Consider the following 19,871-nt stretch of genomic DNA (forward strand, 5'->3'; position numbering starts at 1 on the left):
TATGTATTATCTTTTATTAATTGTTTTATTAAAGTAATTACATTATTGTTCTTTTGAGAGGATTTGTCAATAGGGTTTCCGGTGATTCTCCCTGTTGAACAAATTCGATCCGGTTTTTTTATGCACATTTCACTATCCACCACATAAAAAAAGAACCCGCAGCTCCGGCAAGGTTCTTCCATGCCGGAGCTGCAGATTCTTTTCTCTGCATGATTCGTATTCTCTATGCATTTGGTCAATCGGATATTCACACCCCCGCAAGGGACTTACTTGATTCGGTTAAATATTTTTGATTAGCTCATGAAAAAAGTGCTTCGCCGCGCCAACTGCAGATGCTTCCTTCCGGTAGCTACAGTTCTTAAGATATCTGGTATCACGGTCAAAACCATTGTACTCCATCACTTTTTCTCCGAGAGGCAGCATATGATCCGGCAGATATCCGCCAACCTCGCCGCCCAGGATAATATCCATATCATAAGCCATCCGGAGATTGGAGATCAGTACGGCAAGATGGTCCAGATACTCTCCCCATTTTTCAGAGGCATCTGCTTCTCCTGCGGAAAGACTGTCCATAAACTGTTCCAAAGACTCATAGCGCTCACCGGTCAGCGCGCTGGATGCACAGTAAGCGTCTGCGCATCCCTTCTTGCCGCAGTAACACGGTCTGCCACCCGGAACCAGGATCATATGGCCAAACTCACCGGCCTTCTGATTCTGCCCGGCAAACAGTTTCCCGTCAATACAGAAAGCACCGCCAAGCGTATTATTAAGAGACAGATAGATCGCGTCCCGATACAGATGAAGATCTTCCGCCAGCATAGCTGCATTCGCGTCATTTTCAAAATAAACAGGACAGGAAAAAGCCTGCTCCAGAAAACTGAGGCTGTAATTTTCGATCTTAAGCGCATGCGATTTCACAACAAGATGCTGCTCCCGACTGATGATCCCGGGAATTGAGATTCCGATTCCAAGCAGCTTCTCAGGAGCTTCCATATCTCCCAGAAAATCTTTGACCAGGGAAGACAACTCCAGGCAGTAAGAAGTCTCCGGAGAAAACTTCATTCTTACACGCTCTGTCTTCTCAACCTCTGACCGCATATTTACCAGGACCATCCCGACATGATTCGCCGTGATCATAATTCCTGCTGCATAACGGTAAGAAGGATTAATGCCGATACTTTTCGCCTTTCTGCCTCCTGTGGATGCATACTCCCCGGTCTCTACAAGCACACCGCTCTCCATCAGTTCATTTACGTTGGACAGCACAGTCGGCATACTCATATTCAGGTTTTTGGAAAGCTCCACCTTTGAGGTGCTCCGGTTATTCATCACATAGGTGATGATCCTGGATCTTGTATTGTTTTTTTTCTCTGCTTTTCCTGCCATATCAAACCTCTTGATTGCTTTTATTAATTCTTTTATAAAAGCATGATATTCCTTTCCGGCAGATTTGTAAAGAGAAAATCAATACCAGCGGGTCATTGGCAGATCATTGTTGATTCCCTTGGTCATCAGGATCTGATGAAGATCAATGATTCCGTTATGGAATGTTGCCGCACATGCGGACAGATAAAGATCCCACATACGCAAAAATTCCTCATCAAACATCATCTTTTCTTTTTCAATGTTATCCCGGAAATTCTTTTCCCAATGAAGCAATGTCTTATTGTAATGCAGACGGAGATTTTCGATATCCAGGGTATGGAAATTGTCCTCTGCCATATGGTTCAGGATCTCACGTAAGCTCGGAACAGTTCCGCCCGGAAAAATATATTTCTTGACCCACGGGTCACCCGGATGCTCCTTCAGAGCACTGATAAAGTGAAGCAGAAACAGTCCGCCCGGCTTCAGAACCTTTTCCACACAATCAAGAAACAGCTGATAATTATCACGTCCAACATGCTCCAGCATACCGACACTGACAACACGGTCAAACTGATACTCCTTCTTCGGCAGATCACGGTAATCCATCAGCTCTACCGTAAGATAATCTTCCAGACCCTGCTCCTTGATCCGTCTCTGAAATTCTGCATACTGTTCATGACTTAAGGTGATACCGGTACCATGAACCTTATATTTCTTAGCTGCCTCGATCAGCAGAAAGCCCCAGCCGCAGCCGATATCCAAAAGACTCATACCCTCTTCCAGATGTAATTTTTTAAGAATATAATCAACTTTATTTACCTGTGCCTGATACAACGTATCATCCTCATGGATAAAATACCCACAGGAATAACTCATAGTCTCATCCAGCCAAAGTTTATAAAAGTCATTTCCAATATCATAATGGCTGGTCACTTCCTTTTCCTGGTTCTTCTTTGATGTTGAACTGAACATGATCTTTTTCAGAGCAGATTCATTGGTAGAAAATTTCCCCATCTGACCCAGAAAATGGTCCAGCGCTTCATAAAGATTTCCCTCGATATCCAGATCCCCACGCATATACGCCTCACCCAGTGCAAGGGATGTGCTCTTCATCAGATCCGCCAGAGGAATCGCTTTCTTAAAATTCACCGTAAATGTAGGTTCACCCTCTCCGATGTGATACTCGGAATTCTTGAACTTTACCAGAAATGGATAATCTGTAAAGCGTTCAAGGAACTGCACCATTGCTTTCTCTTCCGTCTTCTCCTGTAATGTCTCAAACATAATAGTCTACCTCCTTTAACACAGCACTATGATACACCCGGAGGAAGGCTTTATGTCAAGGGAGATATACAACAAAATTTTATCAATAAAATGGCGATATTTGGTAAAACTCTTCCTTATACTTATTCAAATTAACTAGATGTTTACAATCCATTTTTAAACAAGCTGCCGAAAACACTGATATTATCCAAACGTACTCGTTAATTATATATCATTTTTCAATAATTATCTTTGTATTTTACGCATTTTTTATTGCTTTATATACAATTCAGACTTATAATAAAAGATACAAAAAAAGAGCGAAAACCATATAAAAATCCAACACTGGAGGGAACCTTATGAACGAAGAACTTTTTAATGAAGCATCAAAATCCAACATCCTGTCAAAACAGCTGGTCGATCAACTTCAGGAAAGCATGACCTACAGCAGCATCTCCTTCATCAATTGGACCATCGAAGTCCTCAAGCTCCTGAAAGCCCGCATCGAACGCGGCGACAAGATCAAAGATGAGACCACCGGCGTGATCTACGATCTCTACACCTTCCGCCAATTTGTAGAAACCAACTTCTCCACCTACATCACCGGCCAGGTCTTCAACACCTCCATCCGGTCCCAGAAAATCTACTTCACCCTGGAAGCCTGCCCAGGCGGCTACAACCTCCTCATGGCAGACTCCGGCAACGAAAAAACCTACCGCTGGATCTCCAGCTTAAGCAAACGCTTCTCCCTGGTAGAAATGATCGCCACCGGAATCGTCTACGTCAAAGACAACCGTACCGACACCTACCAGCCATTTATCTCCGAAAACGGCAAATACTGCAAATACAACAAAGACCTGGGAAAACTCACAGAACTCTGATCAAAACGGGGAATCCGCAACCGCAGATTCCCCGTTTTTCTCATCCATCCAGCGCAGCGCCGATGACCCATTCCCCTCTTCAAGCCACAGGGAATCTCAGCCTTTCCTCCCAGCCATCCAGCGCAGCGCCGATGGCTCATCCAACTCCCGTCATGCCACAAGGAATCTCAGCCTTTCCTCCCAGCCGTCCAGCGCAGCGCTGACGGCTCATCCAACTCCCGTCATACCACACACAATCAACACTCCCCACGAGATTTAACACGTCTCACTGGCGTCCCCTTCCACCATATAACTACCTCCGTTTAAATCTCCCCAAGAAATCCAAACACCTCCTCATCCTCAAGAAAATGCATCAGCATATAAGCACACATGATCGCAACCCTCTCCTCCTTCAGGATCCTCCTGACCTCATCCCGGTCCGCGATCACAACCTCGATCTCCTCACTATCCTCCTGAGCAGCCTTACTAACCTCACCACTGGCATACCCATAAACCGTAGCACAGGATTCATCCGTCATCCCAATCGTCGTAAAATAAGGCTTCTCAAAAGCCTCCGCAACCTTGATCGGCTCCAGCTTCAACCCGGTCTCCTCAAACATCTCCCGCACAGCACCCTCATGAAAATCCTCCCCAGGCTCCACAAGCCCCGCCGGAAACTCATAAATATACCCGCCGATCGTATATCGATACTGACGGATCAGCACAACCTTATCCCGTTTCTCTCCATAAACACTGTAAATGATCACCCCATCCGGATGATTCTCCCCCGTAGAAAGCTTTAAATCCTCCACACTCTTTGCCCTGGAGGCCACAAAATAAGAAACCGGCGTATCATGTACACTGGTCGCATCCACCCCATAAAGATTCACGAACTTATTATCTGTAAGTTTTTTCACACTGTTGATCTTACCCATCTGAAAAACTCCTTCCCGAAAATTTTTTCTAAAAACATTTTATCCCATCCAAAACCAAAGGTCAATTTTTTATACTTACACTCCCTTCACAATAGTGCTATAATAAATACCCTGCTATAAAATTAAAAATCCACTTATCACATTACCAAACAGCTACTGTAGACAAGAAAGAAGGAAAAAACATTGAAAAACCAGACCAATGCTGCCCAGGCCGAAAACCCTCTGGGAACCGCCCCTGTAGGCAGCCTGATCACCAAATTCGCCATTCCCGCCATCATCAGCATGCTAGTCAGCGCTCTGTACAATATCGTTGACCAGATCTTTATCGGACAGGGCGTAGGAATGCTTGGAAACGCCGCCACAAACATCGCATTTCCCGTAACCATTATCTCTACTGCTGCTGCACTGCTCCTGGGAATCGGCAGTGCCTCCAATTACAACCTGGAAATGGGCGCAGGAAACGAAAAAAAAGCCAGCTCCATCGCAGGAACCGGACTTTCCTCGCTGATAATCTCCGGTACGATACTCTCTGTCATCGTCCTTCTGTTCCTGAAGCCACTGCTTCATTTTTTCGGCGGAACACCGGACGTCATGCCCTATGCCATTGATTACATGGGAATCACCGCCATTGGACTTCCCTTTTACGTTTTAAGCACAGGCGGCAATCACCTGGTCCGTGCAGACAGGAGTCCCACCTATTCCATGACCTGTATCCTGGCTGGTGCTGTCATCAACACCATCCTGGACCCACTTTTCATCTTTGGATTCGGCTGGGGCATCAAAGGTGCAGCCTGGGCAACCGTGATCGGTCAGATCGTATCCGGACTTCTGATCATTTTTTATTTTTCCAGACTTCGGAAAATGTACCTGGACCGCTCCATGCTGATTCCTAAGGCACGCAATCTGTCTGCCATTTTTTCTCTGGGAATGGCATCCTGTATCAATCAGGTTGCCATTGCTGCAGTGCAGATCGTCATGAACAATACACTTCGCCATTACGGAGCACTCTCAGCCTACGGGAGTGATATTCCGATCGCCTGTGCAGGAATCATTTCCAAAGTCAACCAGGTATTTATGGCCATATGCATCGGAATCTCCCAGGGCTCCCAGCCCATCTGGGGCTTTAATTACGGTGCCGAAAAATACAGCCGCGTGCGCCAGACATACCGCTATTCCGTAACCTTATGTACTGTGATCGCAACCATATTTTTTATCTGCTTCCAGTTCTTCCCACATCAGATCGTAGGCATCTTCGGAAACGGCAGCGACCTGTACTTTCATTTTGCAGAAAAATATCTCCGCATCTTCATGCTGATGACCTTTGCCAACGGAATCCAGCCTATGTCCGCCGGCTTTTTTACCTCCATTGGAAAAGCCAGGCTTGGTGTGATCATGTCCCTCACAAGGCAGGTGCTCTTCCTGCTGCCTCTGATCGTCATATTCCCGGTCTTCTTCGGAATCGATGGCGTCATGTACGCAGGACCAATTGCAGATACCTCTGCATTTGTGCTGGCCGTTGTTTTTGCCAGACGTGAGCTTGGAGTCATGAAAGCTGCAGAACAAAACGCCTGACATAAAAAATGCCATGTAATTTACTGCCCATCGGCAATATATTACATGGCATTTCTCACATTCTCAGATATTTATCTGAAACCACTAATTTCTGATCTTTTCTTCATCCTACATCAGCTGCTTATGATCAGTCACCCTTCAGTACAACACGGATCTTCTTATAAATTACAAATACGATCAGAGATGTCAGTGCATATTTAAAGATATTAAACGGAGCAATGATCAGCAGTGCAAAGGTAAGCAGTCCGTTTACAGAGCTGTGTACTGCGCTTCCCATCTGGATAAAGGTCTCGATTGGCATTCCAAACGCCTTACCGTAAGCCGGAAGCAGTACAAAAGCATTGACAAAGCATGCAAGGATCGCTGTCAGGACTGTTCCTGCTGCCATACCTGCAACTGCATGTACTCTGCTCTTTTTATGGCGGAAACGATAGATCAGACCGGCCGGTACCACATAGGCACATCCAAACAGGAAGTTGGCAACATCACCAACACCGGCAGTCATGGTTCCCTTAGTCACAAGATGTACGAGAATCTTCACAAGCTCGATCAGGATACCTGCCACAGGTCCCATAGCGAAGGTTCCTACCATAACCGGTACCTCGGAAAAATCAAGCTGATAAAAAGACGGTGCAAGAAACGGGATCGGAAACTCAAGATTCATCAATACTCCTGCCACAGCACCAAGCATGGCTACCTGCGCGATGGTTCTTGTTCTGCTTCTTTCCACAGCATTTCCTCTCTGTAATATCTGTTCACTCATAACTCTCTCTCCTTCTTCAGAAATATTCAAAGAAAATTTCCACAAGAAATCTTTATGCGAAAAAATTTCTTCACATAAAAAGCCCCGGGAGCTTCTTCCCGGGGCACTGAGCACGTTCTTTAAATACTGCGCGTTCTTCTCTCATCCAGACTTTACTGTCGGTTCCGGAATTTCACCAGATCAGCCGCCAAAGCGGGTCGCGGACTATACCGCCGGTAGGGAATCACACCCTGCCCCGAAGAAATTTTCTTTTTTATGAGTTCATTATAACGCGCTCTTTTTATAATTACAAGCCTTAATTCTGTCACAGAAGCATTCTGCTCCATTTATATAAATCTAAGATCCACTCTTTTATGATCAAACCCGGATTTTCTTTACCGTACTCCAGCTACTGTAAAGAACCTTTTTTCCGACTCTTTTATATGACCGGATGCGGACATAATAGATCTTTTTGTTTTTCAGTCCTGATATCTTATATCTGGTCGCAGACTGTTTTCCAACTGTGACCGTTTTTCTTTCTTTTGTAAATCTGCTGTCTGCTGCATACTGGATCTGATAGCCGGTTGCCTGTATATTTTTTTTCCAGCTTGCGGTAAAGGATCTGTTTGCTTTTTTCAGTCCTGTCAGCAGAGTTTTTGGAGGCAGGATCTTAAAGGTAAGCGTTTTGTTGATACGACTGTATTTTCCGGTCCCTCTGACCTGCACAGTTCCAATTCCAGAATTTTTATTATTTTTGTAATACAGCTTATAAGCACTCGCACCGATCTTCTTTCCATTTACAGTTACGGTTACTGATGGCCGGATGGTTTTTCCCGTATAAGTGTAAGAGGTTCTGTTTAGCTTAACATTGCTGACAAACTTTTCTGTCTTTTTTATGATCTTGAAATGAATGGTTGCGGTACCTTTATAATAACCGGTACCATAAATGGTTACCGTTGCCACACCCGGATACAGATTATCCTCGTAGTACATATAATAATCTTCGCCGGCTTTCAATCCGGGGATTACGATGGCAGGTGTGAGTTCTTTTCCTGTATATGTCTGATCAGCTATTGGATCCGCAGCCGGCAGTTTTCCGTAAATAGTAAAATATAATGTTTCCGATCCTTTATAATTGCCGATTCCCGTGAGCTCTGCACGAGCTTCACCAGGCTTTTCATTATTAACATAGGTTACCGTATAATCTTTTCCCTGTACCAGTCCGTCAATTACCACTTCCGGTTCCACTTTTTTTCCTTTAAAGGTGGTTTCCAGGTAGGTTTCATTATTTTCCGCAAAATAGCACACATACATTCCATTTTCATCTGGCGTAATCTTGAAACTCCGCTCTACTGTACCGCAGAAAATATCTTTTCCCGTGATCTTTACAGTCGCAGTTCCTGCATTGATGTTATTTTCATAAGTTACTTCATAATCGGAGCCCTGCTCAAGTTCCGGTGCGGATTCACTGGATTCTATTTCAGGTTCATGGCTTTTTCCATTATATTCATAGTCTGAAGTGATCTGTTCAAACCATTCATTCTGAAGCGGTATCCGGTTGTCTGCTGACAGCTCCACAAACGTGCAGCCATGGTCCTCTGCGTATTTCTGAAGTGTGGAATCCTTTTTTCCCGCGATCAGTGCTGAATCCCTGAACGCATCATCCGCCCAGACAGTATCTGTGCTCAGTACTCTTATCCTGCACTCGGAAGACAGACGAAGTCCATTTTTCCCAACTGATTTTACAGATGCGGGAATTATAATATCACGGATCCCTGAACTGCTCTGGAATGCATATTCACCGATTTCTTCCAAGCCTTCGTTCAGGACAGCTTTCGTAAGCGACGAACAGTTTCCGAATGCACCTTCTCCAAGGCTTCTGACACTTCCCGGGACTGTTATGGAAGAAACATTTACACAGTAATAAAAAGCATAGTCTCCCACGCTTACAGTTCCATCCGGGATCTGGTAATCTCCGGAACGTCCGGACGGAAACACGATCAGTTTTGTGCCATCCTTGCTGAATACCACTCCGTCTTTTTCAGAAAAATACGGATTTTCCGGATCTACTTTAATTTCTGTCAGACTGGACTCAGACAAGCCCTCCACAAAAGCAGCCAGCCCTATAGATGACACATTTGGGGGAATCGTAACAGATTTCAATTTCTCACAGTTGTAAAAAGCATTCTTTTCGATGGTTGTAAGCGAATCCGGCAAAGTAACAGACTCTATATCAGAAGCCTGGGTGCAATACTGGAAGGTACTGTTTCCAAGAACCGTTACTTTTCTTCCGTCAATGGTATCTGGAACTACGATATTTGTATCTGTCCCTTCATACTGATACAGCCTGAGTGTTCCATCATTCAGGATCTTATAAGAATAGTCATAGTCCATTTTGGACAGTTCATAATGTCTGGGGGCATTTCCCGTATATCCGCAGTCAACCAGATATCTTTCGCCGTCAATAATGACTACGGAATTCCTGTGACCGCTTCCTGCCCCCGGATCATTTGCCGCATACCTTGCATACACGGTCAGTCCCAGTTTTTCGCACATATAGTTCACTGCGCTGGTATTGGCCCAGCAGTCTCCGCCGCCATCCAGCATCAGGCCTGTATAGCCGGAATGATACTGACTGTAATTGAAGTTGTTGGCAAGCCATCTGGCGATCGTCTCAACCTTTTTATAATCGGACATTTCCGCAGTAATATTTTCTTTGAGAAATGTATCCATTTTTTGTTCTGCGTAATACTCCGCATAATCTTTGAGTATGAATTTATAATAAACGGTACTGTTTCCATCCTGTACAGAGATCAGGGTCTCTCCAAACATGTATTCCCACTGGCTCTTTACGTCATTTCCGTTTTTGTCTACATAGGTTACATACTGCATTTTAGGAGTAACAAGACCAGTTTTGCTGACTTTCGCGGTATAACCGGAAACAACCGTATATACCGGATTTTTGCCGGATGTCTGGATCTGATAAGATGTCTGCATGGTATCCGGCATGGAGATCACACTGCTGTAGGTATCATTCATCGCATACAGATATATTTCTGTGCTCTCTACATCTGTTTCTTTTTCGGAAGTGCCTGCTGCCGGAATATCATCTGTGAATATATCTTCCTGCTGCTCCTGGTTTTCTCCGTCACCAAAAATTTCTTCCGGTGCCGCGGCCTCCTCTGTATCCTCTGTTCCTTCTGCTTTTCTGATGACCGCCGAAGGTTCTTCCAGAATTAATCCTTCATCAGAATCCTGTTGTATTTCCTCACTCTCTGAGCTTTCAGCTTCATCCGTTTCCGTTCCGATATCTGATCCCGGAAACTCTTCTTCTGTAATCTGATCTGTGCTCACGGCATTATCTTCTTCCGTGATCTGATCTGTGTTTACGGTATTTTCTGATTTCTCAGAATTCCCGTCATCTGTAAAAGTATCAATGGCGTCTGTCATATCCGTCTGTGCGTCTGTAAAATCTTCGGCCGCCACCGGTCCACATGGAACAACAGCCATACATAACGACAGGCCAAATGCCATCAATTTTTTCGGAAATTTCATTTCGTACCTTTCCTTCCTTTTTATGTAAACCGTTTATATGTAAGTTCTGTTTTTATTATAACGCGGCCCTGTCTTTTCGCAAGCTGCAATAATGTCTCCAACTCTGCAAAAAACCGCTGTGATCTTCATTTTAGATCACAGCGGTTTATGTTTTATTATCGGAACATCAGACTTTCCACAATTTCAGCATTACTGTTCTTTCCATATCCGCATTCGATCAACCAGTTTTCTGGCTGGATACTGCCAACACCACGTTCTACTGTGATGCTGCATGCTCATATGCATTCTGTATTCTTACAGAATATCGATATGCTCTCCTGCAAGTGCCTTGTTCATGCTTCGTACTGCGCAGAATTTACCGCACATGGAGCAGGTATCATCATGCTCCGGTTTGCGCTCGTTCCAGATACGTTTTGCTGTTTCCGGATCCATGGCGCATTCCCACTGTGCCTCCCAGTCAAGCTTTCTTCTGGCATCTGCCATCTTGTCATCGATCTCACGGGCACCGCGGACACCTTTGGCAATGTCTGCTGCATGAGCTGCGATCTTAGATGCCATGATTCCCTGTTTTACGTCCTCAAGATTCGGAAGTGCAAGGTGCTCTGCCGGTGTTACATAGCAGAGGAATGCTGCTCCGGACATAGCAGCTACTGCTCCGCCGATCGCGGATGTGATGTGGTCATATCCCGGTGCAACGTCAGTTACGATCGGTCCTAATACATAGAACGGTGCACCTTGACAGATGGACTGCTGTACTTTCATATTTGCCTCAACCTGATCAAGCGGCACATGTCCCGGTCCCTCGACCATTACCTGGACATCTTTTTCCCATGCACGTTTGGTCAGCTCGCCAAGACGTACAAGCTCCTCAATCTGGCATACATCTGTTGCATCAGCCAGACATCCAGGACGGCAGGCATCTCCAAGGGAGATGGTCACATCATACTCGCGGCAGATATCCAGGATCTCGTCGTAATATTCATAGAACGGATTCTCCTCACCGGTCATACACATCCATGCAAATACAAGAGATCCTCCTCTGGAAACGATATTCATTTTTCTCTTGTGATTACGGATCTGATCGATGGTCTTTCTTGTGATTCCACAGTGAAGAGTTACAAAGTCAACACCATCCTGTGCATGGAGTCTGACTACATCGATAAAATCTTTAGCTGTCAGCGTATCAAGATCTCTCTGATAGTGGATAACGGAATCATAAACCGGAACGGTTCCGATCATTGCCGGACACTCGGATGTCAGCTTGCGTCGGAACGGAATGGTATTTCCGTGGGAAGAAAGATCCATGATAGCATGGGCGCCCATGTTTACAGCTTCCATTACTTTCTGCATCTCTACATCGTAGTCCTTGCAGTCTCTGGATACACCAAGGTTTACATTGATCTTGGTGCGGAGCATGGAACCTACGCCCTCCGGATCGATACATTTGTGATTTTTATTTGCACAGATTGCCACCTTACCGGAGGCTACCAGCGGAAGCAGTTCCTCTGTTGTCATGCGTTCCTTCTTAGCTACGATCTCAAGCTCAGGTGTGATGATGCCTTTACGGGCTGCCTCCATCTGTGTACTGTAATTTCTCATGTAAAAAAAATCTCCTTCCATAAATTCTTTGTGTTTATACAACAAAAAACCGGCTGCTGCAACGCATACGCATCACGGCAACCGGCTCTTAATCTTACGTACTTAATGAAAATCTTCTGTACTTCTGATTTCTTCTGTACTCTCTGATCTTCTGTGTCTTTAAGAATCCTTCGTGCATATGTCCCTACGTTGGCATTATCCAAATCAGGTTATGGGTCAAGACATTTACAGTCTACTCTCAGCTCGCTTCAGCGGGCCCCCCTGTTTTCATATGTTGGGGACGTTTGTTCGTCCATGTGGTTATTATAGTATACCGGCTAAAATTTGTAAACCACAATTCTGCATTTTATGACTTTTTCTTTCGACATAATCTGCCATTTTATCTCTCAAACTCCCCCGGATCTTTCTTTACAGACATTCTTCCACAGCTTTTCTGTTCCCCGTCAGGAGGATATCCGCAATCCGCATTCACTGCTTATTGCTTTTCGCAATTACAGCAGTCGATTTCCCTGATCCGGTCAATCTCTGCAAGGTTTTCTGCACCTGCACGGCGGATCCCCGCAAAAATGGAACCCGCAATATTGTGCCATACACTGAAGATCGCGCCCGGAAGTGTTGCAAGCGGATTGGCTGCAAAATTAGCTGCTGCCAGTGAGACAGCAAGGCCACTGTTCTGCATGCCTACCTCTATAGCTATAGCTGTTGTTCTGGAATACTCCACATGGAAGATTTTTGCAGCCAGAAATCCCAGCATCATACCACAGAAATTGTGGATCGCCACTACTCCAAGCACCAGAACTCCACAGCTTACGATCTTCTCTGCATTTACAGCCACAATTCCTCCGATGATCATAACAATAGCTACAACCGACACCAGCGGCATAACATCGGATACCTTATCCACATGCTCTCCCGCAAGGCTCCGAAGAAAAACTCCCAGGAGAACCGGGATCAGAATTACCTTTACCACAGAAAGCACCATGGCCCAGAAGGATACTTCCACCCAGGCTCCTGCCAGAACATATACAAGAAACGGTGTCATCAACGGTGCTGCCAGTGTGGAAACTATAGTCATTCCCACAGAAAGCGCCACATCACCTCCTGCGATATAGGTGATCACATTGCTGGCTGTTCCGCCCGGACAGCATCCCACCAGGATCACTCCCAGTGCCAGATCTGCCGGAAGGTTCATCACTTTACACAGAAGCCAGGCGATCACCGGCATAATGGTATACTGAGCCACTGCACCGATCACCACTTCTTTGGGTCTGGAAAAAATTGCCCGGAAGTCATCCAGTTTTATGGTCAGACCCATACCAAACATGATCACTCCCAGAAATACAGACGTATAGTTCGTCATCCAGGAAAATCCGTCACGCCAGAAAAAAGCCAGGCAGGAAAAAGCGATGATAATGATCCCGATATATCTGGATGCAAGGCTGCTGATAATTCCGATTTTCTTTAAAACTTTCCCCATACATTATACCTCGTAGCTGAAGTTGTCGATCAATCTTGTTTTTCCGATGTAAACAGCCATTGCTACAAGAACGCTGCGGTCAGCTTTTTCCACCGGCTGCATGGTAAGTGCATCTACCATGGATACATAATCAATCTTTGCCAGAGGCTCTGCTTCGATCACTGCTCGCATTTTTCCGAGAAGCTCTTCTGCCGGGATTCCTGCGTGAATGGCTTCCTGTCCGGCTTTTACTGCCTTTGACAGGCAAAGAGCTGCTTTTCTCTCTTCAGGGCTTAAGTATGTATTTCTGGAGGATTTTGCAAGTCCGTCCTCCTCACGGATGATCGGACAGCCTACGATCTCAATATCGAAGTTCAGATCACGCACCATCTTGCGAATGATGGCCAGCTGCTGTGCGTCTTTCTGTCCGAAATATGCTCTGTCCGGTGCCACAATGTGGAACAGCTTGGTCACAACGGTACACACACCTTTGAAATGGATCGGACGTGTTTTTCCGCAAAGTGTCTCTGACAGAGTATCTATACTTACAAATGCGTGGGGATCATGATACATCTCGGAAGGCTCCGGGCAGAAGATCAGGTCTGCTCCCAGGCTTTCGCAGAGTTTGCTGTCACGCTCAAAGTCTCTCGGGTAGGCTTCCAGGTCCTCGGTAGGACCGAACTGTGTAGGATTGACGAAATCGGATACCACTACGATATCATTCTGCTCTCTGCATTTTTTGATCAGGCTTGCGTGTCCCTCATGGAGAAATCCCATGGTTGGCACAAGGCCTACTGTTTTTCCTTCTTTTTTCCACGCTTTGATCTGTTTTCTTGTTTCTTCTACTGTTTTTGTTACCTGCATTATGCTCTCCTCTTTTCCGGTTCTGGAACCGGTTTTCTTTATAGATTCGAGATAGCCTCTTTTCTGAATTCACCTTCGTCTTATTATCTTCCTGATCTGCGTCAGGCCATATCCTTCAGCAGTCCGTGTTTCTCATAATTGGTCACTCTGCTGATCCTGTTCTCTTCATCTACAAATACAACTGCAGGCTTGTGAGTACGGGCTTCTTCCTGCTCGTACTGTGCGTAAGCCATGATGATGATCTTGTCACCGGTGCTTACACATCTTGCTGCTGCTCCGTTCAGGCAGATCATACCGCTTCCGCGTTCTCCGCAAATGGTGTATGTCTCGAAACGGCTGCCGTTGTTCACATCTACGATCTGAACCTTCTCATATTCCAGTATCCCGGCAGCTTCCAGCAGTTCCTCATCCACAGTGATACTTCCTACATAATCCAGTTCCGCCTGGACAACGGTTGCTCTGTGGATCTTTCCTTTTAACATCTCTATTGTCATCTTATATAAGTCCTTTCCTGTAGGGAATAACTTTCAAGTGGATAAAAGCATCCGCTTCCGTATTTAATAAAAAAGCGTCTCGGGGTACACTTCGACCCTGAAACGCTTCTGATTGATTCCCTGTATATTGAGTCCTGTTTTTATACACGAAAAGCATGCTCTTCAACAGTTGCTCAAAATTCCCATAACTGTTGTAACGCCTTCGTTATCATCGATACAGGCTCGTATCTTTTATAATTTTCATATATCCGTCCGTTCCCGATCCCGGGTTCCGGCTGGCTATTTTTATATAAGATTCCAGTGATTTCAGCCAGAGTATAGTTTTGAGTCCAAATACTATCTCTGTGGGGTATTATTGCACCCCGACACTGGTTTGTCAATAATTTTCATATTCTCTATTATCGTGAATGGCAGTAATAATCCCAAAACCAGTTACTTTCACCAAAAAACCCTCCCACACAGCAATTTCTCTGCCATGTGAAAGGGCTTTAGCTTTCTTCCTTTATGCATATTATTTATGGATATGCACATCCAGCTGATTATAAGGAATCTCAATTCCATAATAATCAAAATCTTCCTTGATCCTCTGGTTCAATCTCCATCTGGCTGCCCAGTAGCGGTCGGTATCTACCCAGACACGAAAGCCCATGATCACAGAGCTTTCTGCCAGCTCGTCTACGAATACCACCATCTCTTCGTCTTCTCTTGTATCCGGATCCTCGGTGAGGATATCTTCCAGGATATCCTTGGCCTTCTGGATATCTGCATTGTAAGAGATCCCCACTTTGATCTCCAGCCTTCGCTGATCCCTTGCTGTTACGTTGGTGATGGTCACATTGGAAAGAGTACCGTTCGGGATCACGATGTGCTTGTTATCAATGGATAACAGCGTTGTATAACAGATCTCGACCTTGGCTACCGTTCCCTCGCTTCCATCCTGTCCGTTAACGATGATGTAATCCCCTACCTGGAAAGGCTTGAACAGAAGAAGCATCATGCCTCCTGCCAGGTTGGCAAGTCCACCCTGGAGGGCAAGACCCATAGTAACACCTGCAGTTCCGAGAAGTGCTGCCAGAGATGATTCCTTTACTCCAAAGCTTGTGGATATGTTAAAGATCAGGAGTATGTAAAGTATGATCTTGACCAGTGAGGACATAAACTGTGCCACTCCTGTATCCAGCCTGGATTTTGTCAGTGATTTCCTCACAAACTTTACGATCCATTTAATTACCGTGCTTCCTACCCAGAAAGCAACGATAGCCAGAACAACCTTGATTCCGAATTTTGTGATGTCCGGCAGATAATTTTCAAACATCTGCCTGTACTGGCTTACCTGATTTCCGACCTCCTGCACGGTCTGTACAGTACTATCCAATATAATCCCCCCTGTCTGATCGATCATTCGATATACATATGCGGATCGATCTATGTATTCCTGATGTAAACATTCCCTATAATCCGCATCTGGTAATATAATAATACAGCAGTGGTTTTTCCCTGTAAACCTGATTTCTCCGGTTCTATAAAGTATAGGGTATAAACCACTGCTGTATTTCTGTTATAGCTTTATTGTATATCTGTCCGGTAATCCGCCGCAGAATGCTGCAGAATATACGTTACTTTTCACTCCGTTCTCAGTAACACGCCTGGCGATGCACAGAATTTATGCTGATCGCATAAATTCGCGCGGTATGTCCCGGGTTTTCTCTTTATTTATTAATTCCCTTCATGGAAAGGCTGATCCGTTTTTTCTTCATATCAACCCCAAGAACACGGACATCCACGATATCTCCCACACTGACTGCTTCCAGCGGATGTTTGATGAATTTCTCGCTCATCTCGGAAATATGGACCAGGCCATCCTGATGCACACCGATATCCACAAAAGCACCGAAGTCAATAACATTGCGGACAGTTCCCTTGAGGACCATGCCTTCTTTCAGGTCCTTCATATCCAGGACATCGGTACGGAGGATCGGTTTCGGCATCTCGTCACGTGGATCTCTGGCAGGTTTTTCCAGTTCCTTTACGATATCACGTAAGGTTGGCTCTCCAATCTCCAGCTCCTTTGCCAGTTTTCCGTAATCGCGGATCTGCCCGGAAATACCGGTAAGCTTACGCTCTGCCACATCTTCCGGTGTGTAGCCCAGCTTTTCCAGGAGTTTTTTTGCTGCGTCATAGCTTTCCGGATGGACACTGGTTGCGTCCAGAGGATTTTTGCCTCCTGTGATCCGTGTGAAACCTGCACACTGCTCAAAGGCTTTCGGACCAAGCTTGGCAACCTTAAGAAGCTCTCTTCTTGTCTGGAAACGGCCGTTTTCCTCACGGTAGGCTACAATATTCTTTGCGATGGCCTTGCTGATTCCGGAAATATACTCCAGAAGGGATGCAGATGCAGTATTCAGATCCACTCCGACCTTGTTTACACAATCTTCCACAACGCCGTTAAGGGCTTCTCCCAGCTTTTTCTGGTTCATATCATGCTGATACTGACCGACACCGATGGATTTCGGATCGATCTTTACAAGCTCTGCAAGCGGATCCTGTACACGTCTTGCGATGGATGCGGCGCTTCTCTGTCCAACATCGAAATTCGGGAATTCTTCCGTAGCAAGCTTGCTTGCGGAATATACAGAAGCACCTGCCTCGTTGGTGATAACATACTGGACCTTTTCAGGGATTTCCTTAAGAAGCTCCACGATGATCTGCTCGGATTCTCTGGATGCCGTTCCGTTTCCTACAGAGATCAGTGTCACATGATATTTGCTGATAAGCTTTTTCAGGGTTTCCTTTGCGGCACGGATCTTGGTCTCATTGGTTGGTGCTGTGGGATAAATAACTGTGGTATCCAGAACCTTTCCGGTAGGATCTACCACTGCCAGCTTGCATCCGGTACGGAAGGCAGGGTCCCAGCCAAGAACTACCTGTCCTGCAATTGGAGGCTGCATGAGAAGCTGCTCCAGATTTTTGCCAAAGACATGGATGGCACCGTCCTCTGCTGCCTCTGTAAGGGCGCTTCGGATCTCACGCTCAATAGCCGGTCCGATGAGACGTTTATAGCTGTCCTCAATGGCTTCTTTCAGAACAGGTGTAGTGTATGGATTATCGCGGACGATCACCTGTTTTTCAAGATAACGGATGATCTCTTCCTCAGGTGCAAGGATCTTCACAGTAAGAAATTTCTCTTTCTCACCACGGTTCAGAGCAAGGACACGATGACCTGCAAGCTTTTTCACCGGCTCCTCAAAGTCATAATACATCTCGTATACAGACTGCTCCTTCTCATCTCTTGCGGTGGAACATATAGTTCCCTTATCCATTGTTCTCTTACGGATACTGATACGATAATCTGCTTCATCAGAAATATGTTCTGCAATGATATCTCTGGCACCGCTGATGGCCTCTTCCACAGTTTTGACTTCTTTTTCCTCAGAAAGAAATGCTTTTGCCTCTTCTTCAAGAGGTTTCTTCGTCATCTGGAGAAGGATGATGTCGGCCAGAGGTCCCAGACCTTTTTCCCTGGCGATGATGGCACGTGTACGGCGCTTCGGGCGGTACGGACGGTAAAGATCCTCTACCACAACGAGTGTCTGCGCTGCCTCGATCTGTTTCTTCAGCTCCGGAGTCAGCTTGCCCTGCTCCTCGATGCTGCCCAGAACCTGAGCCTTTTTATCCTCAAGATTTCTTAAATAAGTAAGTCTCTCATTAAGATTACGAAGCTGTTCGTCGTTCAGTGTACCGGTTGCTTCCTTACGGTATCTGGAAATAAAAGGAATGGTGCAGCCTTCATCGATCAGCTTAACCGCTGCCTCGACCTGCCATTTCTCAACGTTCAATTCTCTGGTAATTACCTGAATAATATCCATTTTTATCTTTCTCCCGTTGTTTCAAATTTGCCTGAGGCTGCATTTTCCTCTTTACACAGCTTCTGACATTTATCAAAGATCAATCTGTGCGATCACGGCCTTCAGAGCATTGGCGCTTGCATGAAGCTTCTCTGTCTCCTCCTCGGTCAGCGGAACACGAACGATACGTTTTACACCTTCCGGTCCGATAGAAGCCATGGTACTAAGACATACGTCTTCAACACCGTACTCTCCGTGAAGCATGGTTGATACACTGACTATTGTATCAGATGCTGCAAGAAGAAGCGAGCAAAGTCTGCAAACAGATACGGCTACCGCATAAAATGTAGCACCCTTCTTGGCGATCACTGTTGATCCTGAAGTATGAACATACTCCAGAACCTCTTCTCTGTCAAGTGGCTGCAGATCTTTCTGATCCTCATGAACGATCTTGTCAAACTCATCAAGGGTCGCACCTGCAACAAAGGCTCTGGACCACGGTACAAAGGAAGTATCTCCATGCTCTCCGAATACATAGGCGTGGATGTTTTTCTCAGATACACCGTAGTGCTGAGAAAGTCTGCAGCGGAGACGGGCCGTATCCAGGGCGGTTCCGGAACCAAGGATCTGATTTTCCGGCAGTCCGGAAAGCTTTGCAAATGCATAAGTCATAATATCACATGGATTACTTACGATAATATAAAGCGCTTTGGGAGCCACCTTTACGATCTCCGGAGTAATATTCTTCATAATGTTAACGTTGGTCTGTGTCAGCTCGATGCGAGTCTGTCCCGGTTTTCTGGCAATACCGGAAGTGATAATCACAATGTCAGAATCTGCAGCATCCGGGTAATCTCCTGCCACGATGGAGATCGGCTCACGGAAACTGGTTCCCTGCTCAATATCCATAACCTCACCTTCAGCCTTATCTTTGTTAATATCGATCAGAACGATCTCTGATGCAATACTCCTCTGTGATAAGGTATAAGCGATAGTTGCTCCTACACTTCCTGCTCCGATGATCGTAATTTTACTGCTCATATTTGTTCTCCTTTCAGCGTTGTTTGTCATTTTAATAACAACTTTAATTACACACATTCAAACATAACATAAAACATTGCCCTGTGCAATAAAAATTTTATTGTATTTCTCAGATTAATCCCCGCCAATTTGCATTTCAAATTATTTAAACCGCTTATATTTTCTGATATTTTTCCTATTATTCTGTATACATTCCTGTTATTTTTTTATCGATTTATAGGAGCAATTTCAGAAACCTAGCAAAAAACCTCTGAACTTCAAAAAAAATCAAGAAGTCCAG

The 19,871-nt window shown here is 45.3% G+C and carries 14 protein-coding genes and 1 riboswitch; of the genes, 2 read left to right on the forward strand and 12 right to left on the reverse strand.

Going from position 1 to position 19,871, the window contains the following annotated elements; genetic code table 11:
* Positions 1-279: 279 nt before the first annotated feature.
* Positions 280-1,386, reverse strand: a complete 1,107-nt coding sequence (locus CCC70_RS06925; RefSeq protein WP_270436671.1) for an ROK family transcriptional regulator — start codon at positions 1,384-1,386, stop codon at positions 280-282.
* 78 nt (positions 1,387-1,464) lie between these two features.
* Complete coding sequence (locus CCC70_RS06930; RefSeq protein WP_287084533.1) at positions 1,465-2,649, reverse strand: SAM-dependent methyltransferase; 1,185 nt, start codon at positions 2,647-2,649, stop codon at positions 1,465-1,467.
* A gap of 338 nt (positions 2,650-2,987) precedes the next feature.
* Between CCC70_RS06930 and CCC70_RS06935 the strand changes: the two genes are divergently transcribed.
* Complete coding sequence (locus tag CCC70_RS06935) at positions 2,988-3,509, forward strand: hypothetical protein (RefSeq protein ID WP_021652735.1); 522 nt, start codon at positions 2,988-2,990, stop codon at positions 3,507-3,509.
* A 302-nt stretch (positions 3,510-3,811) separates the two neighbouring features.
* Here the strand turns inward: CCC70_RS06935 and CCC70_RS06940 are convergent, their stop codons facing one another.
* Positions 3,812-4,423 carry an NUDIX hydrolase gene (locus CCC70_RS06940; RefSeq protein ID WP_270390330.1) on the reverse strand — a complete coding sequence of 204 codons (612 nt, stop codon included), beginning with the start codon at positions 4,421-4,423 and terminating at the stop codon, positions 3,812-3,814.
* A 183-nt stretch (positions 4,424-4,606) separates the two neighbouring features.
* On the opposite strand from CCC70_RS06940, the gene CCC70_RS06945 reads away from it, so the two are divergent.
* Positions 4,607-5,995: an MATE family efflux transporter gene (locus CCC70_RS06945; RefSeq protein WP_287084535.1), complete on the forward strand. Its 1,389-nt coding sequence runs from the start codon at positions 4,607-4,609 to the stop codon at positions 5,993-5,995.
* A gap of 127 nt (positions 5,996-6,122) precedes the next feature.
* Here the strand turns inward: CCC70_RS06945 and CCC70_RS06950 are convergent, their stop codons facing one another.
* From CCC70_RS06950 to CCC70_RS06990, 9 genes are all read right to left on the reverse strand, one after another.
* A complete protein-coding gene (locus CCC70_RS06950; RefSeq protein WP_022426189.1) occupies positions 6,123-6,758 on the reverse strand; it encodes an ECF transporter S component in 636 nt (211 codons plus the stop codon).
* Positions 6,759-6,887: 129 nt separating this feature from the next.
* Positions 6,888-7,005: riboswitch (FMN riboswitch) on the reverse strand.
* Positions 7,006-7,115: 110 nt separating this feature from the next.
* Positions 7,116-10,292: a fibronectin type III domain-containing protein gene (locus CCC70_RS06955; RefSeq protein WP_287084536.1), complete on the reverse strand. Its 3,177-nt coding sequence runs from the start codon at positions 10,290-10,292 to the stop codon at positions 7,116-7,118.
* 294 nt (positions 10,293-10,586) lie between these two features.
* The gene (gene thiC / locus CCC70_RS06960) at positions 10,587-11,891 is read right to left on the reverse strand and encodes a phosphomethylpyrimidine synthase ThiC (RefSeq protein ID WP_022426187.1); all 1,305 of its coding nucleotides are present in this window, start codon (positions 11,889-11,891) and stop codon (positions 10,587-10,589) included.
* 475 nt (positions 11,892-12,366) lie between these two features.
* On the reverse strand, positions 12,367-13,368 hold the full coding sequence (locus CCC70_RS06965; protein ID WP_114001791.1) for a bile acid:sodium symporter family protein: 1,002 nt from the start codon (positions 13,366-13,368) through the stop codon (positions 12,367-12,369).
* A 3-nt stretch (positions 13,369-13,371) separates the two neighbouring features.
* Complete coding sequence (panC, locus tag CCC70_RS06970; RefSeq protein WP_022426185.1) at positions 13,372-14,211, reverse strand: pantoate--beta-alanine ligase; 840 nt, start codon at positions 14,209-14,211, stop codon at positions 13,372-13,374.
* A 101-nt stretch (positions 14,212-14,312) separates the two neighbouring features.
* A complete protein-coding gene (gene panD / locus CCC70_RS06975; RefSeq protein WP_015526224.1) occupies positions 14,313-14,705 on the reverse strand; it encodes an aspartate 1-decarboxylase in 393 nt (130 codons plus the stop codon).
* A 511-nt stretch (positions 14,706-15,216) separates the two neighbouring features.
* Positions 15,217-16,080 carry a mechanosensitive ion channel family protein gene (locus CCC70_RS06980; RefSeq protein ID WP_022426184.1) on the reverse strand — a complete coding sequence of 288 codons (864 nt, stop codon included), beginning with the start codon at positions 16,078-16,080 and terminating at the stop codon, positions 15,217-15,219.
* A 334-nt stretch (positions 16,081-16,414) separates the two neighbouring features.
* A complete protein-coding gene (locus tag CCC70_RS06985) occupies positions 16,415-18,571 on the reverse strand; it encodes a Tex family protein (RefSeq protein WP_287084537.1) in 2,157 nt (718 codons plus the stop codon).
* Positions 18,572-18,643: 72 nt separating this feature from the next.
* Positions 18,644-19,591, reverse strand: coding sequence for an L-lactate dehydrogenase (locus CCC70_RS06990; protein WP_287084538.1), 948 nt, complete (start codon positions 19,589-19,591; stop codon positions 18,644-18,646).
* Positions 19,592-19,871: the final 280 nt, after the last annotated feature.

The sequence above is a fragment of the Blautia sp. LMAG:89 genome, assembly GCF_008679485.1.
GTDB classification, from domain to species: Bacteria; Bacillota; Clostridia; order Lachnospirales; family Lachnospiraceae; genus Blautia_A; species Blautia_A fusiformis.

Coding starts and splice junctions, on each gene's coding strand:
- panC (WP_022426185.1), bottom strand. CDS start 14,211: ATGCAGGTAACAAAAACAGTAGAAGAAACAAGAAAACAGATCAAAGCG.
- CCC70_RS06985 (WP_287084537.1), bottom strand. CDS start 18,571: ATGGATATTATTCAGGTAATTACCAGAGAATTGAACGTTGAGAAATGG.
- CCC70_RS06930 (WP_287084533.1), bottom strand. CDS start 2,649: ATGTTTGAGACATTACAGGAGAAGACGGAAGAGAAAGCAATGGTGCAG.
- CCC70_RS06925 (WP_270436671.1), bottom strand. CDS start 1,386: ATGGCAGGAAAAGCAGAGAAAAAAAACAATACAAGATCCAGGATCATC.
- CCC70_RS06955 (WP_287084536.1), bottom strand. CDS start 10,292: ATGAAATTTCCGAAAAAATTGATGGCATTTGGCCTGTCGTTATGTATG.
- CCC70_RS06950 (WP_022426189.1), bottom strand. CDS start 6,758: ATGAGTGAACAGATATTACAGAGAGGAAATGCTGTGGAAAGAAGCAGA.
- CCC70_RS06940 (WP_270390330.1), bottom strand. CDS start 4,423: ATGGGTAAGATCAACAGTGTGAAAAAACTTACAGATAATAAGTTCGTG.
- panD (WP_015526224.1), bottom strand. CDS start 14,705: ATGACAATAGAGATGTTAAAAGGAAAGATCCACAGAGCAACCGTTGTC.
- CCC70_RS06990 (WP_287084538.1), bottom strand. CDS start 19,591: ATGAGCAGTAAAATTACGATCATCGGAGCAGGAAGTGTAGGAGCAACT.
- CCC70_RS06935 (WP_021652735.1), top strand. CDS start 2,988: ATGAACGAAGAACTTTTTAATGAAGCATCAAAATCCAACATCCTGTCA.
- CCC70_RS06965 (WP_114001791.1), bottom strand. CDS start 13,368: ATGGGGAAAGTTTTAAAGAAAATCGGAATTATCAGCAGCCTTGCATCC.
- thiC (WP_022426187.1), bottom strand. CDS start 11,891: ATGAGAAATTACAGTACACAGATGGAGGCAGCCCGTAAAGGCATCATC.